This is a genomic window from Salmonella sp. HY31 (assembly GCF_042604575.1).
GTDB classification, from domain to species: Bacteria; Pseudomonadota; Gammaproteobacteria; order Enterobacterales; family Enterobacteriaceae; genus Salmonella; species Salmonella diarizonae.
The window spans coordinates 3,307,258-3,324,409 of the sequence record NZ_CP170479.1 but is presented as its reverse complement, the minus strand read 5'-3'; the positions used below and the strand labels follow the sequence as shown (position 1 = coordinate 3,324,409).

The following is a 17,152-nucleotide window of genomic DNA, read 5'->3' as shown; positions in this document are numbered from 1 at the left end:
ATCGAACCGGTGGCTAATACTTCAACAAATTGTTTTCGGATTAGCGGGCGAACCCGATGTTCCTCAATATGGTGGCTACGACGGGATTCGAACCTGTGACCCCATCATTATGAGTGATGTGCTCTAACCAACTGAGCTACGTAGCCAGATAATTTCTTCGATGGCTGGGGTACCTGGATTCGAACCAGGGAATGCCGGTATCAAAAACCGGTGCCTTACCGCTTGGCGATACCCCAATACCGTCGCGGTGAACCGCAAACTCGAAGAAATATGGCTGGGGTACCTGGATTCGAACCAGGGAATGCCGGTATCAAAAACCGGTGCCTTACCGCTTGGCGATACCCCATCCGTACAACGCTTATCGGTGAATGGTGCGGGAGGCGAGACTTGAACTCGCACACCTTGCGGCGCCAGAACCTAAATCTGGTGCGTCTACCAATTTCGCCACTCCCGCAAAAAAGATGGTGGCTACGACGGGATTCGAACCTGTGACCCCATCATTATGAGTGATGTGCTCTAACCAACTGAGCTACGTAGCCATCTTTTTCCGCGTTACCTTATCGGCGTTGCGGGGCGCATTATGCGTATTGAGCCTTGAAGCGTCAACCTCTTTTTCATCGAAAAACGTCGGAAAGTGTCTGTTTGGTTAGGTTGCGAACAGCGTGGCGCAATATTCGGCAATTATTGGTTATTAATCGTTTTTCTGAAAGTGGTTTGCCATAAAAAAAGAGCCCCTAAGGGCTCTTTCGTCATCGTTAATTTACTGGTACGCCGACTGATGCACGCCGACCGCGCGGCCTGACGGGTCATCCATCGTTTTGAATGCTTCATCCCACTCAATGGCTTTGGCGGAAGAACAGGCTACGGACGGGCCGCCGGGTACGCACTCCGCCGCGCTTGGCACCGGGAACAGCTCTTCAAAAATTTCCCGGTACAAGTACGCCTCTTTAGACGACGGCGTGTTGTATGGAAAGCGGAAGCGCGCGGTTTCCAGTTGTTGATCGGAAATCTGTTTCGCCGCCACCTCTTTCAGCGTATCGATCCAACTGTAGCCTACACCGTCAGAGAATTGCTCTTTCTGACGCCACGCGACGCTGGCCGGCAGATAAGACTCGAAGCACTCGCGCAGCACGTGTTTTTCCATCTTACCGTTGCCGCACATTTTATCCTGTGGGTTGATACGCATCGCCACGTCGAGGAATTTTTTATCCAGGAACGGTACGCGCGCTTCCACGCCCCAGGCGGACATCGCTTTGTTGGCGCGGGCGCAGTCATACATATGCAGCGCCTGTAGCTTACGGACCGTCTCTTCATGTAACTCTTTGGCGTTCGGCGCTTTATGGAAGTACAGGTAGCCGCCAAACACCTCATCGGAACCTTCGCCGGAGAGCACCATTTTGATGCCCATCGCTTTGATCTTACGCGACATCAGATACATTGGCGTTGAGGCGCGGATAGTGGTCACGTCATAGGTTTCGATGTGGTAAATTACGTCGCGAATCGCATCCAGACCCTCCTGGACGGTGAAATGAATTTCGTGATGTACGGTGCCGAGGTGGTTAGCCACCTCCTGGGCCGCCTTCAGGTCAGGCGAACCTTCCAGACCCACCGCAAAAGAGTGCAACTGCGGCCACCAGGCTTCGGAGCGCTCCTGATCTTCGACGCGACGGGCGGCGAATTTTTTGGTGATCGCCGAAATAATCGACGAGTCCAGGCCGCCGGAGAGCAGTACGCCGTAGGGCACGTCGGACATCAGGTGGCTTTTCACGGATTCTTCCAGCGCCTGACGCAGCGCGTTTTTGTCGGTGACGTTGTCTTTTACCGCGGCGAACTCAAACCAGTCGCGCTGATAGTACTGGCGGATCTCCCCATCTTTGCTCCACAGGTAGCTGCCCGCCGGGAACTCTTTAATAGTGCGGCAGACCGGCGTCAGCGCTTTCATTTCTGAAGCCACATAGAAGTTGCCGAATTCGTCATAGCCCATATAGAGCGGAATAATACCGATATGGTCACGACCAATCAGATAAGCGTCTTTTTCGCTGTCATACAGGGCGAAGGCGAACATCCCCTGTAAATCGTCAAGGAAATCCGGCCCTTTTTCCTGATATAGCGCGAGGATAACTTCGCAGTCGGAACCGGTCTGGAACGCGTAACGATCGCCATACTCCGCGCGTAACGTCTGATGGTTATAAATTTCACCGTTCACCGCCAGTACGTGGGTTTTTCTGGCGTTATACAGGGGCTGGGCGCCGGCGTTAACATCAACAATCGACAAGCGTTCATGTGCGAGAATCGCGTTATCGCAAGCGTAGATGCCGGACCAGTCCGGGCCGCGATGGCGCATCAGGCGTGACAGTTCAAGGGCTTTTTTACGCAGTTCCACTGCATCTGTTTTGATATCGAATACGCCGAAAATAGAACACATAGCCTTCTCCGTTAATCTGTTGCGTCGTACTTTTTGTGTTTGCTTGATTAAAAAATGCCGCAAAGGCGTGGAAGGCGCAAGGGGTTTACCGTCTGAAAAAGAAAAAACGCAATAGTCATTGTTGATTAGTGAAAAATGATTACGTATTGCGCGAATTTATTGATGGATCTTCAGTTTTATCGTGATTTAATTGAATAATGTTTTTGCTGGTGGCGCCTCGCTATCAGGCCTACGGTTCGAACAACATTGTAGACCTGTAAGCTGCGCGCCATCAGGCAGGTGACCGTTTTAGATAACGTCGATCTCGGCGACGGAAGGGTAAATCCAACTCGGGCGGAACGGCATACTATCAATATCATTGATCGTTGATACGCCAGAAAGTACCAGAATGGTCTCCAGACCGGCCTGGAACCCCGCCAGAATGTCGGTGCGCAGGTTGTCGCCGACGATAACGGTCTCTTCCGAGTGCGCCTGCATTTTGTTTAACGCCGCGCGGATGATCCACGGGCTTGGTTTGCCGACATAAAACGGCTTCCGGCCGGAGATTTTTTCAATGCCTGCGCACAGCGCGCCGCAGGCCGGGTAAAAACCGCGACCGTGAGTATCCGGGTTGGTGGCGATAAAGCGCGCGCCGTTGGCGACGAAAAATGCCGCTTTATGCATCATGTCCCAGTTGTAGGAGCGGGTCTCTCCAACAATGACAAAATCAGGGTTCACATCGGTAATGGTAAAACCCGCTTTATAGAGCTCGTGAATGAGCGCGCCTTCGCCCACGACATACGCTTTCTTACCTTCCTGACGGCGCAGAAAATCGGCTGTCGCCATTGCTGAGGTATAAAACACGCTGTCCGGCACGTTAACGCCAGCGGTGGCAAAACGGTTCGCCAGATCCTGTCCGGTTTGCGACGGGTAATTGGTCAGCAGCACCAGCGGCAGACCTTTTTCCAGAATCCCCGTCAGAAATTCCGCCGCACCGGGTACGGCTACGTTGTCGTGCATCAGCACGCCGTCGATATCGCAGATTACATTCTTGATGGTCATGAACTACCCAGGGAATTTGTGAATAATCCGATACTATAAGAGCGCATCAACTTTCCAGCAAACGTTGCAGCAATGTTCCGTTGAGCATAGCGCGTTTAACTAAGGCAAATGCACCGATAGCGGAACGGTGATCGAGCGTGGAGCGTACCACCGGCAAATTTTTGCGAAATGCCTTCAACGCCTGCGTATTGATGCAGCTTTCAATAGCAGGCAACAGGACTTTATCGGCTTCAGTGATCTCGCCGGCAATGACGATTTTTTGCGGATTAAACAGGTTGATAGCAATGGCGATCGTTTTGCCCAAATGACGGCCGACATGCTCGATAACTTCCGAGGCCAGGCTGTCGCCCTTATTTGCCTCCTTACAGATAGTTTTAATCGTGCAGTCGTCAGGCGGAACACGGCTTTGATAGCCTTGTTTAAGCAAATTCAGCACCCGTTGTTCAATTGCCGCATTGGCGGCAATGGTTTCCAGGCAGCCAAAATTACCGCAGTGGCAGCGCTCGCCCAGCGGTTCCACCTGAATATGCCCAATTTCGCCGACGTTGCCGTTACGGCCAATGAAGATGCGCCCGTTGGAGATAATCCCGGCGCCTGTACCGCGATGGACGCGTACCAGAATGGAGTCCTCGCAATCCTGGCTGGCGCCAAAGTAGTGTTCCGCCAGCGCCAGGCTACGGATATCGTGCCCGACAAAACAGGTGACGTGAAACTGTTTTTCCAGCGCTTCGACCAGTCCCCAGTTTTCAACCTGAATGTGCGGCATGTAACGAATCACGCCGCTTTCCGGATCAACAAGCCCTGGCAGGATCACGGAAATAGCGATCAATTCGCGGATTTTACGCTGACAGCTATCAATAAAGACGGCGATAGTATTGAGCAGCGCGTGTTCCAGCGTCTGCTGGGTGCGCTCCGGCAGCGGATAATGCTCCTCAGCGACCACTTTACTGCTCAGATCGTAAAGCGTTAAGGTGGTATCATGACGCCCCAGGCGAACGCCAATGGCATGGAAGTTGCGGGTTTCCGTGACGATAGAGATAGCGCGGCGGCCTCCGGTGGAGGCCTGCTGATCGACTTCTTTGATCAGCCCGCGTTCAATGAGTTGACGCGTAATTTTCGTTACGCTGGCGGGAGCAAGCTGGCTTTGCTCGGCAATTTGTATGCGCGAGATAGGACCATGCTGGTCAATCAGGCGGTAAACGGCTGCGCTGTTAAGCTGTTTTACGAGATCAACATTACCTATCTGAGCTTGTCCGCCTGGTGTCATATTCTCACTTACTCAAGTCAAACGACCTCGTTACCATTAACGATGGTCTTGATAATTTTAAAATCGTGGGTGAACGCGGTCAGGTTCGCGACTTTACCGGGCGCAATGCTACCGAGATGCTTATCAACACCGATAGCGCGAGCCGGGTAGAGCGTTGCCATGCGCAGCACTTCATCCAAAGCGATGCCGCAATGCGCGACCAGGTTGCGTACGCCTTCAATCATGGTTAAGGAGGAACCGCTCAGCGTACCGTTTTCATCCACACACAGTCCATTGCGGTAGTATATTGTTTTACCTGCGAAAATGAACTGCTCAATGTTGGCCCCCGCCGGTGCGGTGGCGTCTGTCACCAGACAAAGTTTGTCGCCTTTCAGGCGCTTGGCATTGCGAATGTTGGCGTAGTCGACATGCAGACCATCGGCAATAACGCCGCAATAAATATCCGCTTCGTCCAGAATAGCGCCAGCAAGACCGGGCTCACGGCCTGTAATATATGGCATCGCGTTAAACAGGTGAGTCGCAAAGGTAATCCCGGCGCGGAAGCCCGCTTTTGCCTCTTTTAACGTCGCGTTGGAGTGGCCTGCGGAAACCACAATGCCTGCATTTGCCAGTTTAGCGATCACGTCAGCAGGAACCATTTCCGGCGCGAGTGTGACTTTGGTAATGACGTCGGCATTATCGCACAAGAAATCGACCAGCGCAGCGTCTGGTTTACGCACGAAATCAGGATTATGGGTGCCTTTTTTTACCAGATTAAGCCAGGGGCCTTCCAGGTGGAGCCCCAGCGCCTGGTGCGGATGTTTTTCCAGGTACTCGCGCATGACGCGAATGCCCTGTTTCATCAATTCGTCGCTGGTAGTGATAAGCGTTGGCAGAAAGTTAGTACAGCCCGATTTTTCATTGGCTTTCTGCATAATTTCCAGCGTTTCAACGCTGACAGCTTCTGCGGTATCGTTAAACTGCACGCCGCCGCAGCCGTTTAGCTGCACGTCAATAAAACCGGGGGTGAGAATGGCCCCATTCAATGAGCGTTGTTCTATTCCCGGCGGCAGTTCGGCCATCGGACAAACGCGGTCAATCAGGCCATTAGCGACAACAAGCGCATGGTCATCAAGAATTTCGTGACCGGTATAGATCCGGCCCTGGGTTAAAGCATACATTCCGACCCCCGATATCAAAAATTTACCGCCCCGCGTTGACTGTTGGGGCGGAGACAACATTACAGACCTTTAATATTTTCTGCTTCTAATTCATTGAAGTATTTCAATGTCTTAACTTTAAGCTCCATTGTGGAGGGCTCATCGCATACCACAACCGCTTTCGGATGGAGTTGCAGGCAGCTAATGGTCCACATGTGGTTGACGTTGCCTTCAACCGCCGCTTGCAGCGCCTGGGCTTTCTGATGGCCCAGCACCAGAATCATGACTTCTTCCGCATCCAGCAGCGTGCCTACGCCTACCGTCAGCGCATATTTCGGCACCTGGTTTACGTCGCCGTCAAAGAAGCGGGAGTTCGCTACACGAGTATCATGGGTTAACGTTTTGATACGGGTACGGGAAGCCAACGAAGACGCCGGTTCGTTAAAGGCAATGTGACCGTCGTTGCCGACGCCGCCCATAAACAGATGGATTTTACCGTAAGAACGAATTTTTTCTTCATATTGACGGCATTCTGCATCAATATCCGGTGCATTACCGTTGAGAAGATTAATGTTTTCTGCTGGAATATCAACGTGATCGAAAAAATTACGATGCATAAAGCTGTGGTAGCTTTCCGGGTGCTCTTTCGGCAGGCCGACATATTCGTCCATATTAAAGGTGACCACATGCTTAAAGCTGACCTCGCCCGCTTTGTGCATCTCAACCAGCGCTTTATAGGCCGTCAGCGGCGTACCGCCGGTAGGCAGTCCCAGGACAAACGGACGATCGGCGGTCGGTTTGAACGCATTAATACGGTTAACGATATGGCGAGCGGCCCATTTGCCAACCTGTTCTGCGGTATTCAGGGGGATCAGTCTCATTCTTCACCTCAATAATCAATGTCAAAATTTGGCGGATCGTATTAAGCGTAACCTGGATATCCAGGGTTCGCGTTCAATCCGTCCTGATTTTTTGAATCATAAAATAAGTTTTCCGTGTTAGCCAGTGGATGGTAGGGGTGATTACGATATTTAGTGATTATAATCACAAAAAACACGCATTTAATTTGCGAGGCGAATTAATTTTTCACACACTCTGCAGGAGATGATCTCACCGTTCGATTACAGAACATCACGTTTTTAACGTTTGCAGCACAATAAAAAACGGCTTCAAAGAAGCCATATCGGCGTCTCGTAGGGGGAATAAGATGAATATTTTAGGTTTTTTCCAGCGGCTGGGTAGGGCGTTGCAGCTCCCTATCGCCGTGTTGCCGGTAGCAGCGTTGTTGCTGCGATTCGGCCAACCAGATTTGCTGAATATGCCGTTTATCGCACAAGCGGGCGGGTCTATTTTCGATAACCTGGCGCTGGTTTTCGCTATCGGCGTGGCATCCAGTTGGTCTAAAGATAGCGCGGGCGCGGCAGCGCTGGCGGGGGCCGTGGGTTACTTCGTCATGACCAAAGCGATGGTGACGATTAACCCGGAAATTAACATGGGCGTGCTGGCGGGGATTATTACCGGTCTGGTTGGCGGCGCGGTTTATAATCGCTGGTCTGGTATTAAACTGCCTGATTTTCTCAGTTTCTTCGGCGGAAAACGTTTTGTGCCGATCGCAACGGGCTTTTTCTGTCTGGTGCTGGCCGCTATTTTCGGTTACGTCTGGCCGCCGGTACAGCATGGCATCCATGCGGGCGGTGAATGGATTGTTTCTGCTGGCGCGCTGGGTTCCGGTATTTTTGGCTTCATCAACCGTCTGCTGATCCCAACCGGCTTGCATCAGGTACTGAACACCATCGCCTGGTTCCAGATTGGCGAATTCACCAATGCCGCAGGCACTGTATTCCACGGCGACATCAACCGCTTCTATGCTGGCGACGGTACGGCGGGGATGTTTATGTCCGGCTTCTTCCCGATCATGATGTTTGGTCTGCCGGGTGCCGCTCTGGCGATGTATTTCGCCGCGCCGAAAGAACGTCGTCCGATGGTGGGCGGTATGCTGCTGTCTGTCGCGATCACCGCGTTTCTGACTGGCGTAACCGAGCCGCTGGAATTCCTGTTTATGTTCCTGGCGCCGCTGCTGTACCTCCTGCACGCCATTTTGACTGGTATCAGCCTGTTCGTCGCGACGCTGCTGGGTATCCATGCGGGCTTCTCTTTCTCGGCAGGCGCGATTGACTATGTACTGATGTATAACCTGCCAGCGGCCAGCAATAACGTCTGGATGTTGCTGGTGATGGGCGTTGTATTCTTTATCATCTACTTCCTGCTGTTCAGCGCGGTTATTCGTATGTTTAACCTGAAAACGCCGGGCCGCGAAGATAAAGTTGATGAGATGGTAACGGAAGAAGCCAACAGCAACACTGAAGAAGGGTTAACGCAGTTGGCGACCAGCTATATCGCTGCGGTTGGCGGTACGGATAACCTGAAAGCGATCGATGCGTGTATTACCCGTCTGCGTCTGACCGTGAATGACTCTGCTCGCGTCAACGATGCGGCCTGCAAACGCCTCGGCGCTTCCGGTGTGGTGAAACTGAACAAACAGACCATTCAGGTTATTGTCGGCGCGAAAGCGGAATCGATTGGCGATGAAATGAAAAAAGTGGTGGCGCGGGGTCCGGTCGCGGCAGCGTCTGCTGATGCGGCTCACGTTGCAACACCTGCTCCGGCGGCCAAACCCCAGGCGGTGCCGAATGCGGTGACTATCGCTGAGCTGGTCTCTCCGATTACCGGTGAGGTAGTGTCGCTGGATCAGGTACCAGATGAAGCCTTCGCCAGTAAAGCGGTCGGTGACGGCGTGGCGGTGAAACCCACCGATAAAACTGTGGTTTCTCCGGCGGCGGGCACTATCGTGAAAATCTTCAACACTAACCACGCGTTCTGTCTGGAAACCGAAAAAGGCGCGGAGATCGTTGTCCATATGGGTATCGATACCGTCGCGCTGAACGGTCAGGGCTTCAAGCGTCTGGTAGAAGAGGGTGCAGAAGTAACGGCGGGTCAGCCGGTTCTGGAACTGGATCTGGACTTCCTGAATGCCAATGCGCGCTCCATGATAAGTCCGGTTGTTTGCAGCAATATCGATGACTTCAGCGGTCTGGTCATCAAAGCGGATGGTCACGTGGTGGCGGGTCAAACGCCACTGTACGAGATCAAGAGCAAATAATCGCTTCCTGGCCGGATAAGGCGTAAGACGCCATCCGACGATATCACATAAAACATAAGCGGCAGAGGGAAACCTTCGCCGCTTTTTTTTACCGCAATTAGCCCCAATATTTTCTGCAAAGCCACTTTTTAAGTAACTAAAGGTTGTCAGTCTGTCCGGCTTATAAGATCATATGCCGTTATACGTTGTTTACGCTTTGAGGAATCCACGATGAGTGAGGCTGAAGCCCGCCCGACTAACTTTATTCGTCAGATTATTGATGAAGATCTGGCGAGTGGTAAACATACCACTGTCCATACCCGTTTTCCGCCGGAGCCGAATGGCTATCTGCACATCGGCCACGCGAAATCTATCTGCCTGAACTTTGGCATCGCGCAAGATTATCAGGGCCAGTGCAACCTGCGTTTCGATGACACCAACCCGGTAAAAGAAGATATCGAGTACGTTGATTCGATCAAAAACGACGTCGAGTGGTTAGGCTTTCACTGGTCTGGCGATATTCGCTACTCCTCCGATTACTTTGACCAACTGCACGCCTATGCGGTCGAGCTCATCAATAAAGGCCTGGCCTACGTTGATGAGCTGACGCCGGAGCAGATCCGCGAATACCGCGGCACGCTGACCGCGCCGGGTAAAAACAGCCCGTTCCGCGATCGCAGCGTGGAAGAAAACCTTGCGCTATTTGAAAAAATGCGTACCGGCGGTTTTGAAGAGGGTAAAGCTTGTCTGCGTGCCAAAATCGACATGGCGTCGCCATTTATCGTGATGCGCGATCCGGTGCTGTATCGGATTAAATTCGCCGAGCACCATCAGACCGGCACGAAGTGGTGCATCTATCCGATGTATGACTTTACTCACTGCATCAGCGATGCGCTGGAAGGCATTACTCATTCTCTGTGTACGCTGGAGTTCCAGGACAACCGTCGTCTGTACGACTGGGTGCTGGACAACATCACCATTCCGGTTCACCCGCGCCAGTACGAATTCTCGCGTCTGAATCTGGAATACACCGTGATGTCCAAGCGTAAGCTGAACCTGCTGGTGACCGACAAACACGTAGAAGGCTGGGATGACCCGCGTATGCCGACCATCTCGGGTCTACGCCGTCGCGGCTATACGGCGGCCTCCATTCGGGAGTTCTGTAAACGCATCGGCGTCACCAAGCAGGACAACACCATTGAGATGGCGTCTCTTGAATCCTGCATTCGCGAAGATCTGAACGAAAACGCGCCGCGTGCGATGGCGGTGATCGATCCGGTAAAACTGGTTATCGAAAACTATCCGCAGGGTGAGAGCGAAATGGTTACCATGCCTAACCATCCGAATAAACCGGAGATGGGCAGTCGTGAAGTGCCGTTTAGCGGTGAGATCTGGATCGATCGCGCGGATTTCCGCGAAGAAGCTAACAAGCAGTACAAGCGTCTGGTGATGGGCAAAGAAGTGCGTCTGCGTAATGCCTACGTTATTAAAGCGGAGCGCGTAGAGAAGGATGGCGAAGGGAATATCACCACCATCTTCTGTACCTATGATGCCGATACGCTGAGTAAAGATCCGGCTGACGGACGTAAAGTGAAGGGCGTAATCCACTGGGTTAGCGCAGCTCATGCGCTGCCGATTGAAATTCGTCTCTACGATCGTCTGTTCAGCGTACCGAATCCGGGCGCCGCGGAGGACTTCCTGTCCGTTATCAACCCGGAATCATTAGTGATTAAGCAGGGTTATGGCGAGCCGTCGCTGAAAGAGGCGGTAGCAGGGAACGCTTTCCAGTTTGAGCGTGAAGGCTACTTCTGCCTCGACAGCCGCTATGCGACAGCCGATAAGCTGGTCTTTAATCGCACCGTGGGCCTGCGTGATACGTGGGCGAAAGCGGGCGAATAAGCGCAGCGCCATCAGGCAAACGCTGTAAAAAATACCTTGCCAACGCCGCATTCTGCGGCGTTTTTTCTCTGTATTTCTCAGTGGCTTCTCTTTTTTGTGAAGCGAATTAATTATTCTTCGAAAGTTATTATTCTGATAAATGCTTCTTAAGCTAAATGTTATTAGCATCAGGTCAACAAGAGACAATTATTTTCATTCGTATGGAAAATAAGTCAATTTTCTTTCTGACAGTCTGCTTTCCCCACCTGGAGTTGAATGTAACAGAAAGCGATAAAATATGTGCGGTTGCTCATATTATTACATACTGGTTACAGAAAGAGATTGATAATTCGCATCGCGAAAAATAGTCTGTTTAACGTAGTTAATGAGGTTTCTCAGCACTACTTTTTATTTTTATTTTTTCGCTGTTCGCTTTTGTCGACAGCAATTTATACGTCAAAGAGGATTAACTTATGCGTACGTTTAGTGGCAAACGTAGTACGCTGGCTCTGGCTATCGCCGGTATCACAGCAATGTCGGGGTGGATCGTTGTTCCGCAGGCGCAAGCCTCCGGCTTTTTCGACGACTCCACGTTAACGGGCGGCATCTATTATTGGCAGCGTGAACGCGATCGTAAAGATGTGACCGATGGCGATAAATATAAAACAAACCTTTCTCATGCGACCTGGAACGCTAACCTGGATTTTCAGTCTGGTTACGCCGCGGATATGTTCGGTCTGGATATCGCGGCGTTTACCGCGATTGAAATGGCGGAAAACGGCGACAGCGGTCATCCAAACGAAATTGCTTTCTCGAAAAAGAATAAAGGCTACGACGAAGACTATTCCGGCGATAAGAGCGGTATCAGTCTTTATAAAGCCGCCGCGAAATTTAAATATGGCCCGGTCTGGGCGCGCGCCGGTTATATTCAGCCTACCGGACAGACGCTGTTAGCGCCGCACTGGAGTTTTATGCCGGGTACCTATCAGGGAGCGGAGGCCGGCGCAAGTTTTGACTATGGCGATGCGGGCGCGTTAAGTTTCTCCTACATGTGGACTAACGAATATAAAGCGCCGTGGCATACCGAAATGGATAAGTTTTATCAGGCGGATAAAAAAACTAATGTGGATTATCTCCACTCTATCGGCGCGAAGTACGACTTCAAAAATGACCTGGTGCTGGAAGCGGCGTTTGGTCAGTCCGAAGGCTATGTTGATCAATATTTCGCGAAGGCCAGTTATAAATTTGATTTAGGCGGCAATCCGTTCACTACCAGTTACCAGTTCTACGGCGCGCGCGACAAAGTAGATGATCGCAGCGCGAATGATATTTACGACGGTACGGCCTGGCTGCAGGCGCTAACCTTCGGCTACAAAGTCGCGGAAGTGGTTGACCTGCGTCTGGAAGGCACCTGGGTGAAAGCGGACGGTCAGCAGGGCTATTTCCTGCAACGTATGACGCCAACCTACGCTTCTTCAAACGGTCGTTTGGATATCTGGTGGGATAACCGTTCCGACTTTAACGCTAATGGCGAAAAGGCGGTTTTCTTCGGTGCGATGTATGACCTGAAAAACTGGGACCTGCCAGGATGGGCTGTGGGCGCGTCTTACGTTTACGCCTGGGATGCCAAACCGGCAACCTGGCAAAGTAATCCGGATGCTTACTACGACAAAAACCACACTATCGAAGAGTCCTCATACAGTCTGGATGCGGTCTATACCCTGCAGGAGGGGCGCGCCAAAGGCACCATGTTCAAACTGCACTTCACTGAATACGACAACCACTCCAATATTCCAAGCTGGGGCGGTGGTTACGGCAACATCTTTCAGGATGAGCGTGACGTGAAATTTATCGTTATTGCGCCATTCACTATTTTCTGATGTCAGATGTGGCAGGCTGCAGGTCTGCCGCGCTGTTGAGGAACGACCTATGAAAAAAATTTTACTCATCGCCAGCATGACCGCCGGTTTGACGGCCTGTGCGTCATCAACCACGCCGGAAGAAGATAGCCGCCTGAAAGAGGCGTACAGCGCCTGTATCAATACCGCACAGGGCTCGCCTGAGAAGGTAGAGGCCTGCCAAAACGTGCTGAATGTGCTTAAAAAAGACCGCAAACACCAGCAATTTGCTAATGAAGAAAGCGTACGGGTTCTGGACTATCAGCAGTGCATTCAGGCGACGCGTACGGGTAACGATCAGGTGATTACGGCTGACTGCGATAAGGTCTGGCAGGAAATTCGCAGCCATAATAGCGCGCGATAAAGCTTTTTATTGCTGCCCCCGGACGGGGCATTTCCCGTCCGGGGCTTTTTCAGGCTTTATTTTCTGCCGCGATATAGCCGCGACTCAGACGCACAAACAGCATCGCCGTCGCGGCAAGTCCACATAACGCCGCGCACATCAGCCACCAGCCGGGCGAGCTTTTATCGCCGGTTAATTTTACCAGCGCGGTAGAAATGGCCGGCGTCAGGCCGCCAAAAATCGCCGTCGCCAGGCTAAAGGCCAGCGAGAAACCGACGGTACGCACATAGACTGGCATCACTTCGGTTAACGCCGCGACCATTGCACCGTTATACATGCCAAAAAAGAAAGAGAACCACAGCAGTACCAGCGTCATGCGGGTAAAGTCGGGCGCGGCGGTCAGCCATTGCATGACAGGCCAGGTGGTGATCAGCGCCAGTAAAGTAATGCCCATTAACACGGCGCGACGGCCAATCCGGTCGGAAATCGCGCCACCAATGGGTAACCAGATAAAATTGGACACGCCCACCAGCATGGTGACGATCAAACTGTCCCGCGCGCTGAGATTAAGCACGGTTCTGCCATAGGTCGGCGTATAAACGGTGATAAAATAAAACGTTGTGGTGGTCATCGCTACCAGCAGCGTTCCGGCCGTAATAATGCGCCAGTTTTTGGCGATAGTAGCAAAGATTTCCCTGGTGTTGGGGCGATGCTTGCGTTGTAAAAACGCCTCTGTTTCTTGTAATGAACGACGTAAAACAAAAATCAGCGGAATGATCATACAGCCGATAAAGAACGGAATTCGCCAGCCCCATTCCGATATCGCGTCGTGTCCCAGCGTGAGATTCAGGCTATAACCAATCAACGCGGCAACAACGATCGCGACCTGCTGACTGGCGGATTGCCAACTGGTATAAAATCCTTTATTGCCTGGCGTTGCGATTTCGGACAGATAGACCGAAACGCCGCCTAACTCAACGCCTGCAGAAAATCCTTGTAATAACCGGCCCAGCAGCACCAACGCAGGTGCCGCCAGGCCGATCGTTTGGTAGCCGGGGACGAGGGCGATGAGCAACGTACCGCAGCCCATAATCGCCAGTGTCACCATCAGCCCTTTACGACGTCCGATTCTGTCAATATAGGCGCCAAGCACAATCGCGCCGATGGGGCGCATTAAAAAACCGGAGCCAAAGACGGCAAAGGTCAACATTAATGAGGCAAATTCGCTTTCCGCCGGAAAAAACGTTCTGGCGATATAGGTGGCGTAAAATCCGAACAAGAAAAAATCAAACTGTTCAAGAAAATTGCCGCTTGTCACGCGCAGTATTGCGCCGAACGTGCCGGCGCGCGATGTTGCAGGTGTGTGTTGTGCCATAGGGTTTGCTCTCCACTGTCTTTATTGTTTTATGGGTAAGATGCTGCGGGTCAGTTGCCTGTATCCCCCGCATGTTTTCCGCGTCGCCTCTCAACTGCCCATTTGAGTAAGGCCGCGCAGCGGAAAAATCCGTGGGCGAATTTTCCGTAGGGAAGGGTGAGAAAGAGTGCCATCACCACGCCTAAATGGAGCGCCAGCAGTATGCCCATTCCGCTGGTGTCTCTGCCTGCCAGCAGCGCCAGCCCGGTAAGACTGGTTAAGAACAGAAGCAGAATAAAGCCGCGATCCATTGGTTTCTGGCGCGCATCGCCATGTAACGGCGACCGCCGCAGATTGAGCCATAGTAGCCCCGCTGGGCCGATAAGCAGACCGATACCGCCCAGCGTGCCAAGCATGACCGGCAGGCTAAAGAGCGGGTAGGGCGCTTCCCAACCGGCGACGTAGTGATAGCCCGTCGCCACGACTGTGGCGGCAAAACAGAGCATAAAACCGTAAAAGGTAAAGTGATGAAAGCGACGGCGTAGCAGCGTGAACGCATCATCCGCTTCGTTACAGCCTTTGCCGTGTCCACCATCGAGATATTTCAGCGTTAACGCATTGTGCGACGCTTCCGCAATCTCCGCCGAACGCGGTACGCCCGGCGAGATCTCACGCCAGAAGCGGATTAGGGCCACCATAAGCAAACCGATTGCCAGCACAAAAACTGAGCCAAACATCCATGCCAGCAGGCTATGCGGAAAAATTTGATAGAAGTCACCGGCCAACGGCGGATGAATTAGCGACCCTTTCAGCGCCATCGCCAGTAATAAAAAGAGCGTCAGACCGACTATCAGCGCCAGCGCGACGGTGATCCCCGCCCGACGGTATAACGCGCCAAAAGCGGCGGGCTGGGCATACTGTTGATATGTTTCCAGGCGGACTTGCGCCATCGCTTTCGGCACGTTAATGGCAAATTCATGGGGCGGCGCGTACTGGCACGCGTGCAGGCAGGCGCCGCAGTTATGACATAAATTCGCCAGATAATGAACATCGGCTTTACCGAATTCGAGTCGCTGGGTCATCGCCGGAAATACCGCGCAAAATCCTTCGCAGTAGCGACACGCGTTACACACTTGCATGACGCGTTCGACCTCAGCTTCCGGTCCGGTAAGTACGGTGGTCTCAATGATTAATTTTTCAAGCTGTTTCATGATGCGCCTCCTTGTGCGCCGCGCGGGCGGCTTCTATCCCCGCAATGCGGCCAAAGGTTGTGCCGATAGACATGCCTACGCCTGCGGTATACCCCTTGCCCAGTACATTTCCTGCCATCATCTCGCCGGCAACAAACAGGTTGCGGCTTGGATGACCGGCAAAATGTACGGCGGCACGTTCATTGACTTTCAGGCCCAGGTAGGTAAAAGTGATTCCGGGTCGCAGCGCATAACCGTAGTAGGGCGGTGCATCAAGTGGGCGCGCCCAGTGGGTTTTCGCCGGCGTCAGGTTTTTGGTGGCGCAGTTATCAAGCAAGGTATGATCAAAATGACCGGGTTGGCAGGCCTGGTTATACTGCGTGACGGTGCGGGTAAATTTTTCCGCGTCCAGCCCCAACTGGCAGGCCAATTCAGCCAGCGTATTGGCCTGCGCGCCAGGAAAAACCGGCGGCATAAAGTGGCCGATGGCTTTGCTGTCAATAATCGAATAGCCAATTTGTCCTGGCTGTTGGGCAACCAGACGCCCCCAAATGGCGTAACGCTTCGGCCAGAAATCTTCGCCTTCATCATAAAAACGTTCGGCGTCGCGATTCACGACAATACCCAGCGATACGCAATCAACGCGAGTACAAATACCGCCGTCGTACAGCGGCGCCCTGGCATCAATCGCTACGCAGTGCGACTGGGACGGATCGCCAATGATATCCGCGCCGGCATCCATCATAAATTTGAGCAATACGCCCTGGTTAAAACGCGTGCCACGAATCAGAAAATTATCCGCGGGCCATTCGCCGCGCGCGTTTTCTCCCCAGGCCTTCCGCAGCCATTCACGATTTGATTCGAAACCGCCAGCCGCCAGTACGCAGGCTTTGGCAGTAATACGTTCGTTGCCCGCCAGCGCTGCTACGAATTCGCCGTCATGAAGTTCAAGCGCATGAACCGGCGTGTTATAACGAATCTGCACGCCCAGCCGTTCGGCGCTACGGTAATAGGCATTGACGAGCGCTTTCCCACCGCCCATAAAAAATGCATTAGTGCGCGCGACGTGGAGCGCCCCCGATAGCGGCGGTTGAAAGTTAACGCCATGTTTGCGCATCCAGTCGCGGCATTGCGAAGAGGTGCGAATGACCAACCGCGCCAGCGCTTCGTTGGTGTTGCCGTCGGTGACGCGCCACAGATCCTGCCAGAACTCCTCTTCAGGATAGCGTTCCACCAGCACATCCTGCGGCGCATCATGCATACAACGCAGGTTTCGTGTATGCTGAGAGTTTCCGCCGCGCCATTCCCGCGGGGCAGCCTCCAGCAGCAGAACCGATGCGCCCGCTTCCCGTGCGGTCAGGGCGGCGCATAATGCGGCATTGCCTCCGCCTATCACCAGTACATCAACCATCTTATGCTCCCGTACCATTTAACTATTTGTTAAATTTGTAATTAAAATGTATACGGATAAATAAGCG

General features: G+C 52.7%; 11 protein-coding genes, 5 tRNA genes and 1 pseudogene. 4 read left to right on the top strand and 13 right to left on the bottom strand.

What is annotated here, in order from left to right; translation table 11 throughout:
- Positions 1 to 69 precede the first annotated feature (69 nt).
- The 10 genes and pseudogenes from ACE15A_RS15805 to nagB form a co-directional block, all read right to left on the bottom strand.
- Positions 70 to 146 (bottom strand) — tRNA-Met (locus tag ACE15A_RS15805).
- Between the two features lie 15 nt (positions 147 to 161).
- Positions 162 to 236, bottom strand: a tRNA-Gln gene (locus ACE15A_RS15800).
- Between the two features lie 35 nt (positions 237 to 271).
- Positions 272 to 346 (bottom strand) — tRNA-Gln (locus ACE15A_RS15795).
- A 23-nt stretch (positions 347 to 369) separates the two neighbouring features.
- Positions 370 to 454: transfer RNA gene (locus ACE15A_RS15790), tRNA-Leu, on the bottom strand.
- 8 nt (positions 455 to 462) lie between these two features.
- Positions 463 to 539 (bottom strand) — tRNA-Met (locus ACE15A_RS15785).
- Positions 540 to 760: 221 nt separating this feature from the next.
- Positions 761 to 2,425 (bottom strand): asparagine synthase B, encoded by a 1,665-nt coding sequence (asnB, locus tag ACE15A_RS15780; protein ID WP_053510829.1) that lies wholly within the window; start codon positions 2,423 to 2,425, stop codon positions 761 to 763.
- A 288-nt stretch (positions 2,426 to 2,713) separates the two neighbouring features.
- Complete coding sequence (nagD, locus tag ACE15A_RS15775; RefSeq protein WP_000153143.1) at positions 2,714 to 3,466, bottom strand: ribonucleotide monophosphatase NagD; 753 nt, start codon at positions 3,464 to 3,466, stop codon at positions 2,714 to 2,716.
- 46 nt (positions 3,467 to 3,512) lie between these two features.
- Positions 3,513 to 4,733 carry a DNA-binding transcriptional regulator NagC gene (gene nagC, locus ACE15A_RS15770; RefSeq protein ID WP_053510831.1) on the bottom strand — a complete coding sequence of 407 codons (1,221 nt, stop codon included), beginning with the start codon at positions 4,731 to 4,733 and terminating at the stop codon, positions 3,513 to 3,515.
- Between the two features lie 4 nt (positions 4,734 to 4,737).
- Positions 4,738 to 5,893 (bottom strand): annotated as a pseudogene (gene nagA / locus ACE15A_RS15765) (N-acetylglucosamine-6-phosphate deacetylase).
- Positions 5,894 to 5,952: 59 nt separating this feature from the next.
- Positions 5,953 to 6,753 (bottom strand): glucosamine-6-phosphate deaminase, encoded by an 801-nt coding sequence (gene nagB, locus ACE15A_RS15760; RefSeq protein ID WP_023248887.1) that lies wholly within the window; start codon positions 6,751 to 6,753, stop codon positions 5,953 to 5,955.
- 326 nt (positions 6,754 to 7,079) lie between these two features.
- Here nagB and nagE point away from each other — a divergent pair, with 326 nt between their 5' ends.
- From nagE to chiQ, 4 genes are all read left to right on the top strand, one after another.
- On the top strand, positions 7,080 to 9,032 hold the full coding sequence (gene nagE, locus ACE15A_RS15755) for a PTS N-acetyl glucosamine transporter subunit IIABC (protein ID WP_023248886.1): 1,953 nt from the start codon (positions 7,080 to 7,082) through the stop codon (positions 9,030 to 9,032).
- Positions 9,033 to 9,242: 210 nt separating this feature from the next.
- The gene (glnS, locus tag ACE15A_RS15750) at positions 9,243 to 10,910 is read left to right on the top strand and encodes a glutamine--tRNA ligase (RefSeq protein WP_023248885.1); all 1,668 of its coding nucleotides are present in this window, start codon (positions 9,243 to 9,245) and stop codon (positions 10,908 to 10,910) included.
- A gap of 452 nt (positions 10,911 to 11,362) precedes the next feature.
- A complete protein-coding gene (gene chiP, locus ACE15A_RS15745; RefSeq protein WP_053510835.1) occupies positions 11,363 to 12,769 on the top strand; it encodes a chitoporin in 1,407 nt (468 codons plus the stop codon).
- 49 nt (positions 12,770 to 12,818) lie between these two features.
- Positions 12,819 to 13,151 (top strand): ChiQ/YbfN family lipoprotein, encoded by a 333-nt coding sequence (gene chiQ / locus ACE15A_RS15740; RefSeq protein WP_023248883.1) that lies wholly within the window; start codon positions 12,819 to 12,821, stop codon positions 13,149 to 13,151.
- A gap of 49 nt (positions 13,152 to 13,200) precedes the next feature.
- Here chiQ and tcuC read toward each other — a convergent pair whose 3' ends face one another.
- Genes tcuC through tcuA form a run of 3 tightly spaced genes read right to left on the bottom strand, consistent with a single transcriptional unit; the run spans position 13,201 to position 17,085 of the window.
- On the bottom strand, positions 13,201 to 14,505 hold the full coding sequence (gene tcuC / locus ACE15A_RS15735; protein ID WP_053510837.1) for a tricarballylate/proton symporter TcuC: 1,305 nt from the start codon (positions 14,503 to 14,505) through the stop codon (positions 13,201 to 13,203).
- Between the two features lie 50 nt (positions 14,506 to 14,555).
- On the bottom strand, positions 14,556 to 15,695 hold the full coding sequence (tcuB, locus tag ACE15A_RS15730) for a tricarballylate utilization protein TcuB (protein ID WP_129382460.1): 1,140 nt from the start codon (positions 15,693 to 15,695) through the stop codon (positions 14,556 to 14,558).
- Positions 15,682 to 17,085 (bottom strand): FAD-dependent tricarballylate dehydrogenase TcuA, encoded by a 1,404-nt coding sequence (tcuA, locus tag ACE15A_RS15725; RefSeq protein ID WP_053529329.1) that lies wholly within the window; start codon positions 17,083 to 17,085, stop codon positions 15,682 to 15,684. Before tcuA ends, tcuB begins: the two co-directional genes overlap by 14 nt.
- Between the last annotated feature and the right edge of the window lie 67 nt (positions 17,086 to 17,152).

What these genes read in the sequence shown, in the direction of transcription:
- nagB (WP_023248887.1), bottom strand. Translation starts at nt 6,753, where the DNA reads ATGAGACTGATCCCCCTGAATACCGCAGAACAGGTTGGCAAATGGGCC.
- tcuB (WP_129382460.1), bottom strand. Translation starts at nt 15,695, where the DNA reads ATGAAACAGCTTGAAAAATTAATCATTGAGACCACCGTACTTACCGGA.
- glnS (WP_023248885.1), top strand. Translation starts at nt 9,243, where the DNA reads ATGAGTGAGGCTGAAGCCCGCCCGACTAACTTTATTCGTCAGATTATT.
- nagE (WP_023248886.1), top strand. Translation starts at nt 7,080, where the DNA reads ATGAATATTTTAGGTTTTTTCCAGCGGCTGGGTAGGGCGTTGCAGCTC.
- chiQ (WP_023248883.1), top strand. Translation starts at nt 12,819, where the DNA reads ATGAAAAAAATTTTACTCATCGCCAGCATGACCGCCGGTTTGACGGCC.
- chiP (WP_053510835.1), top strand. Translation starts at nt 11,363, where the DNA reads ATGCGTACGTTTAGTGGCAAACGTAGTACGCTGGCTCTGGCTATCGCC.
- tcuA (WP_053529329.1), bottom strand. Translation starts at nt 17,085, where the DNA reads ATGGTTGATGTACTGGTGATAGGCGGAGGCAATGCCGCATTATGCGCC.
- nagD (WP_000153143.1), bottom strand. Translation starts at nt 3,466, where the DNA reads ATGACCATCAAGAATGTAATCTGCGATATCGACGGCGTGCTGATGCAC.
- tcuC (WP_053510837.1), bottom strand. Translation starts at nt 14,505, where the DNA reads ATGGCACAACACACACCTGCAACATCGCGCGCCGGCACGTTCGGCGCA.
- asnB (WP_053510829.1), bottom strand. Translation starts at nt 2,425, where the DNA reads ATGTGTTCTATTTTCGGCGTATTCGATATCAAAACAGATGCAGTGGAA.
- nagC (WP_053510831.1), bottom strand. Translation starts at nt 4,733, where the DNA reads ATGACACCAGGCGGACAAGCTCAGATAGGTAATGTTGATCTCGTAAAA.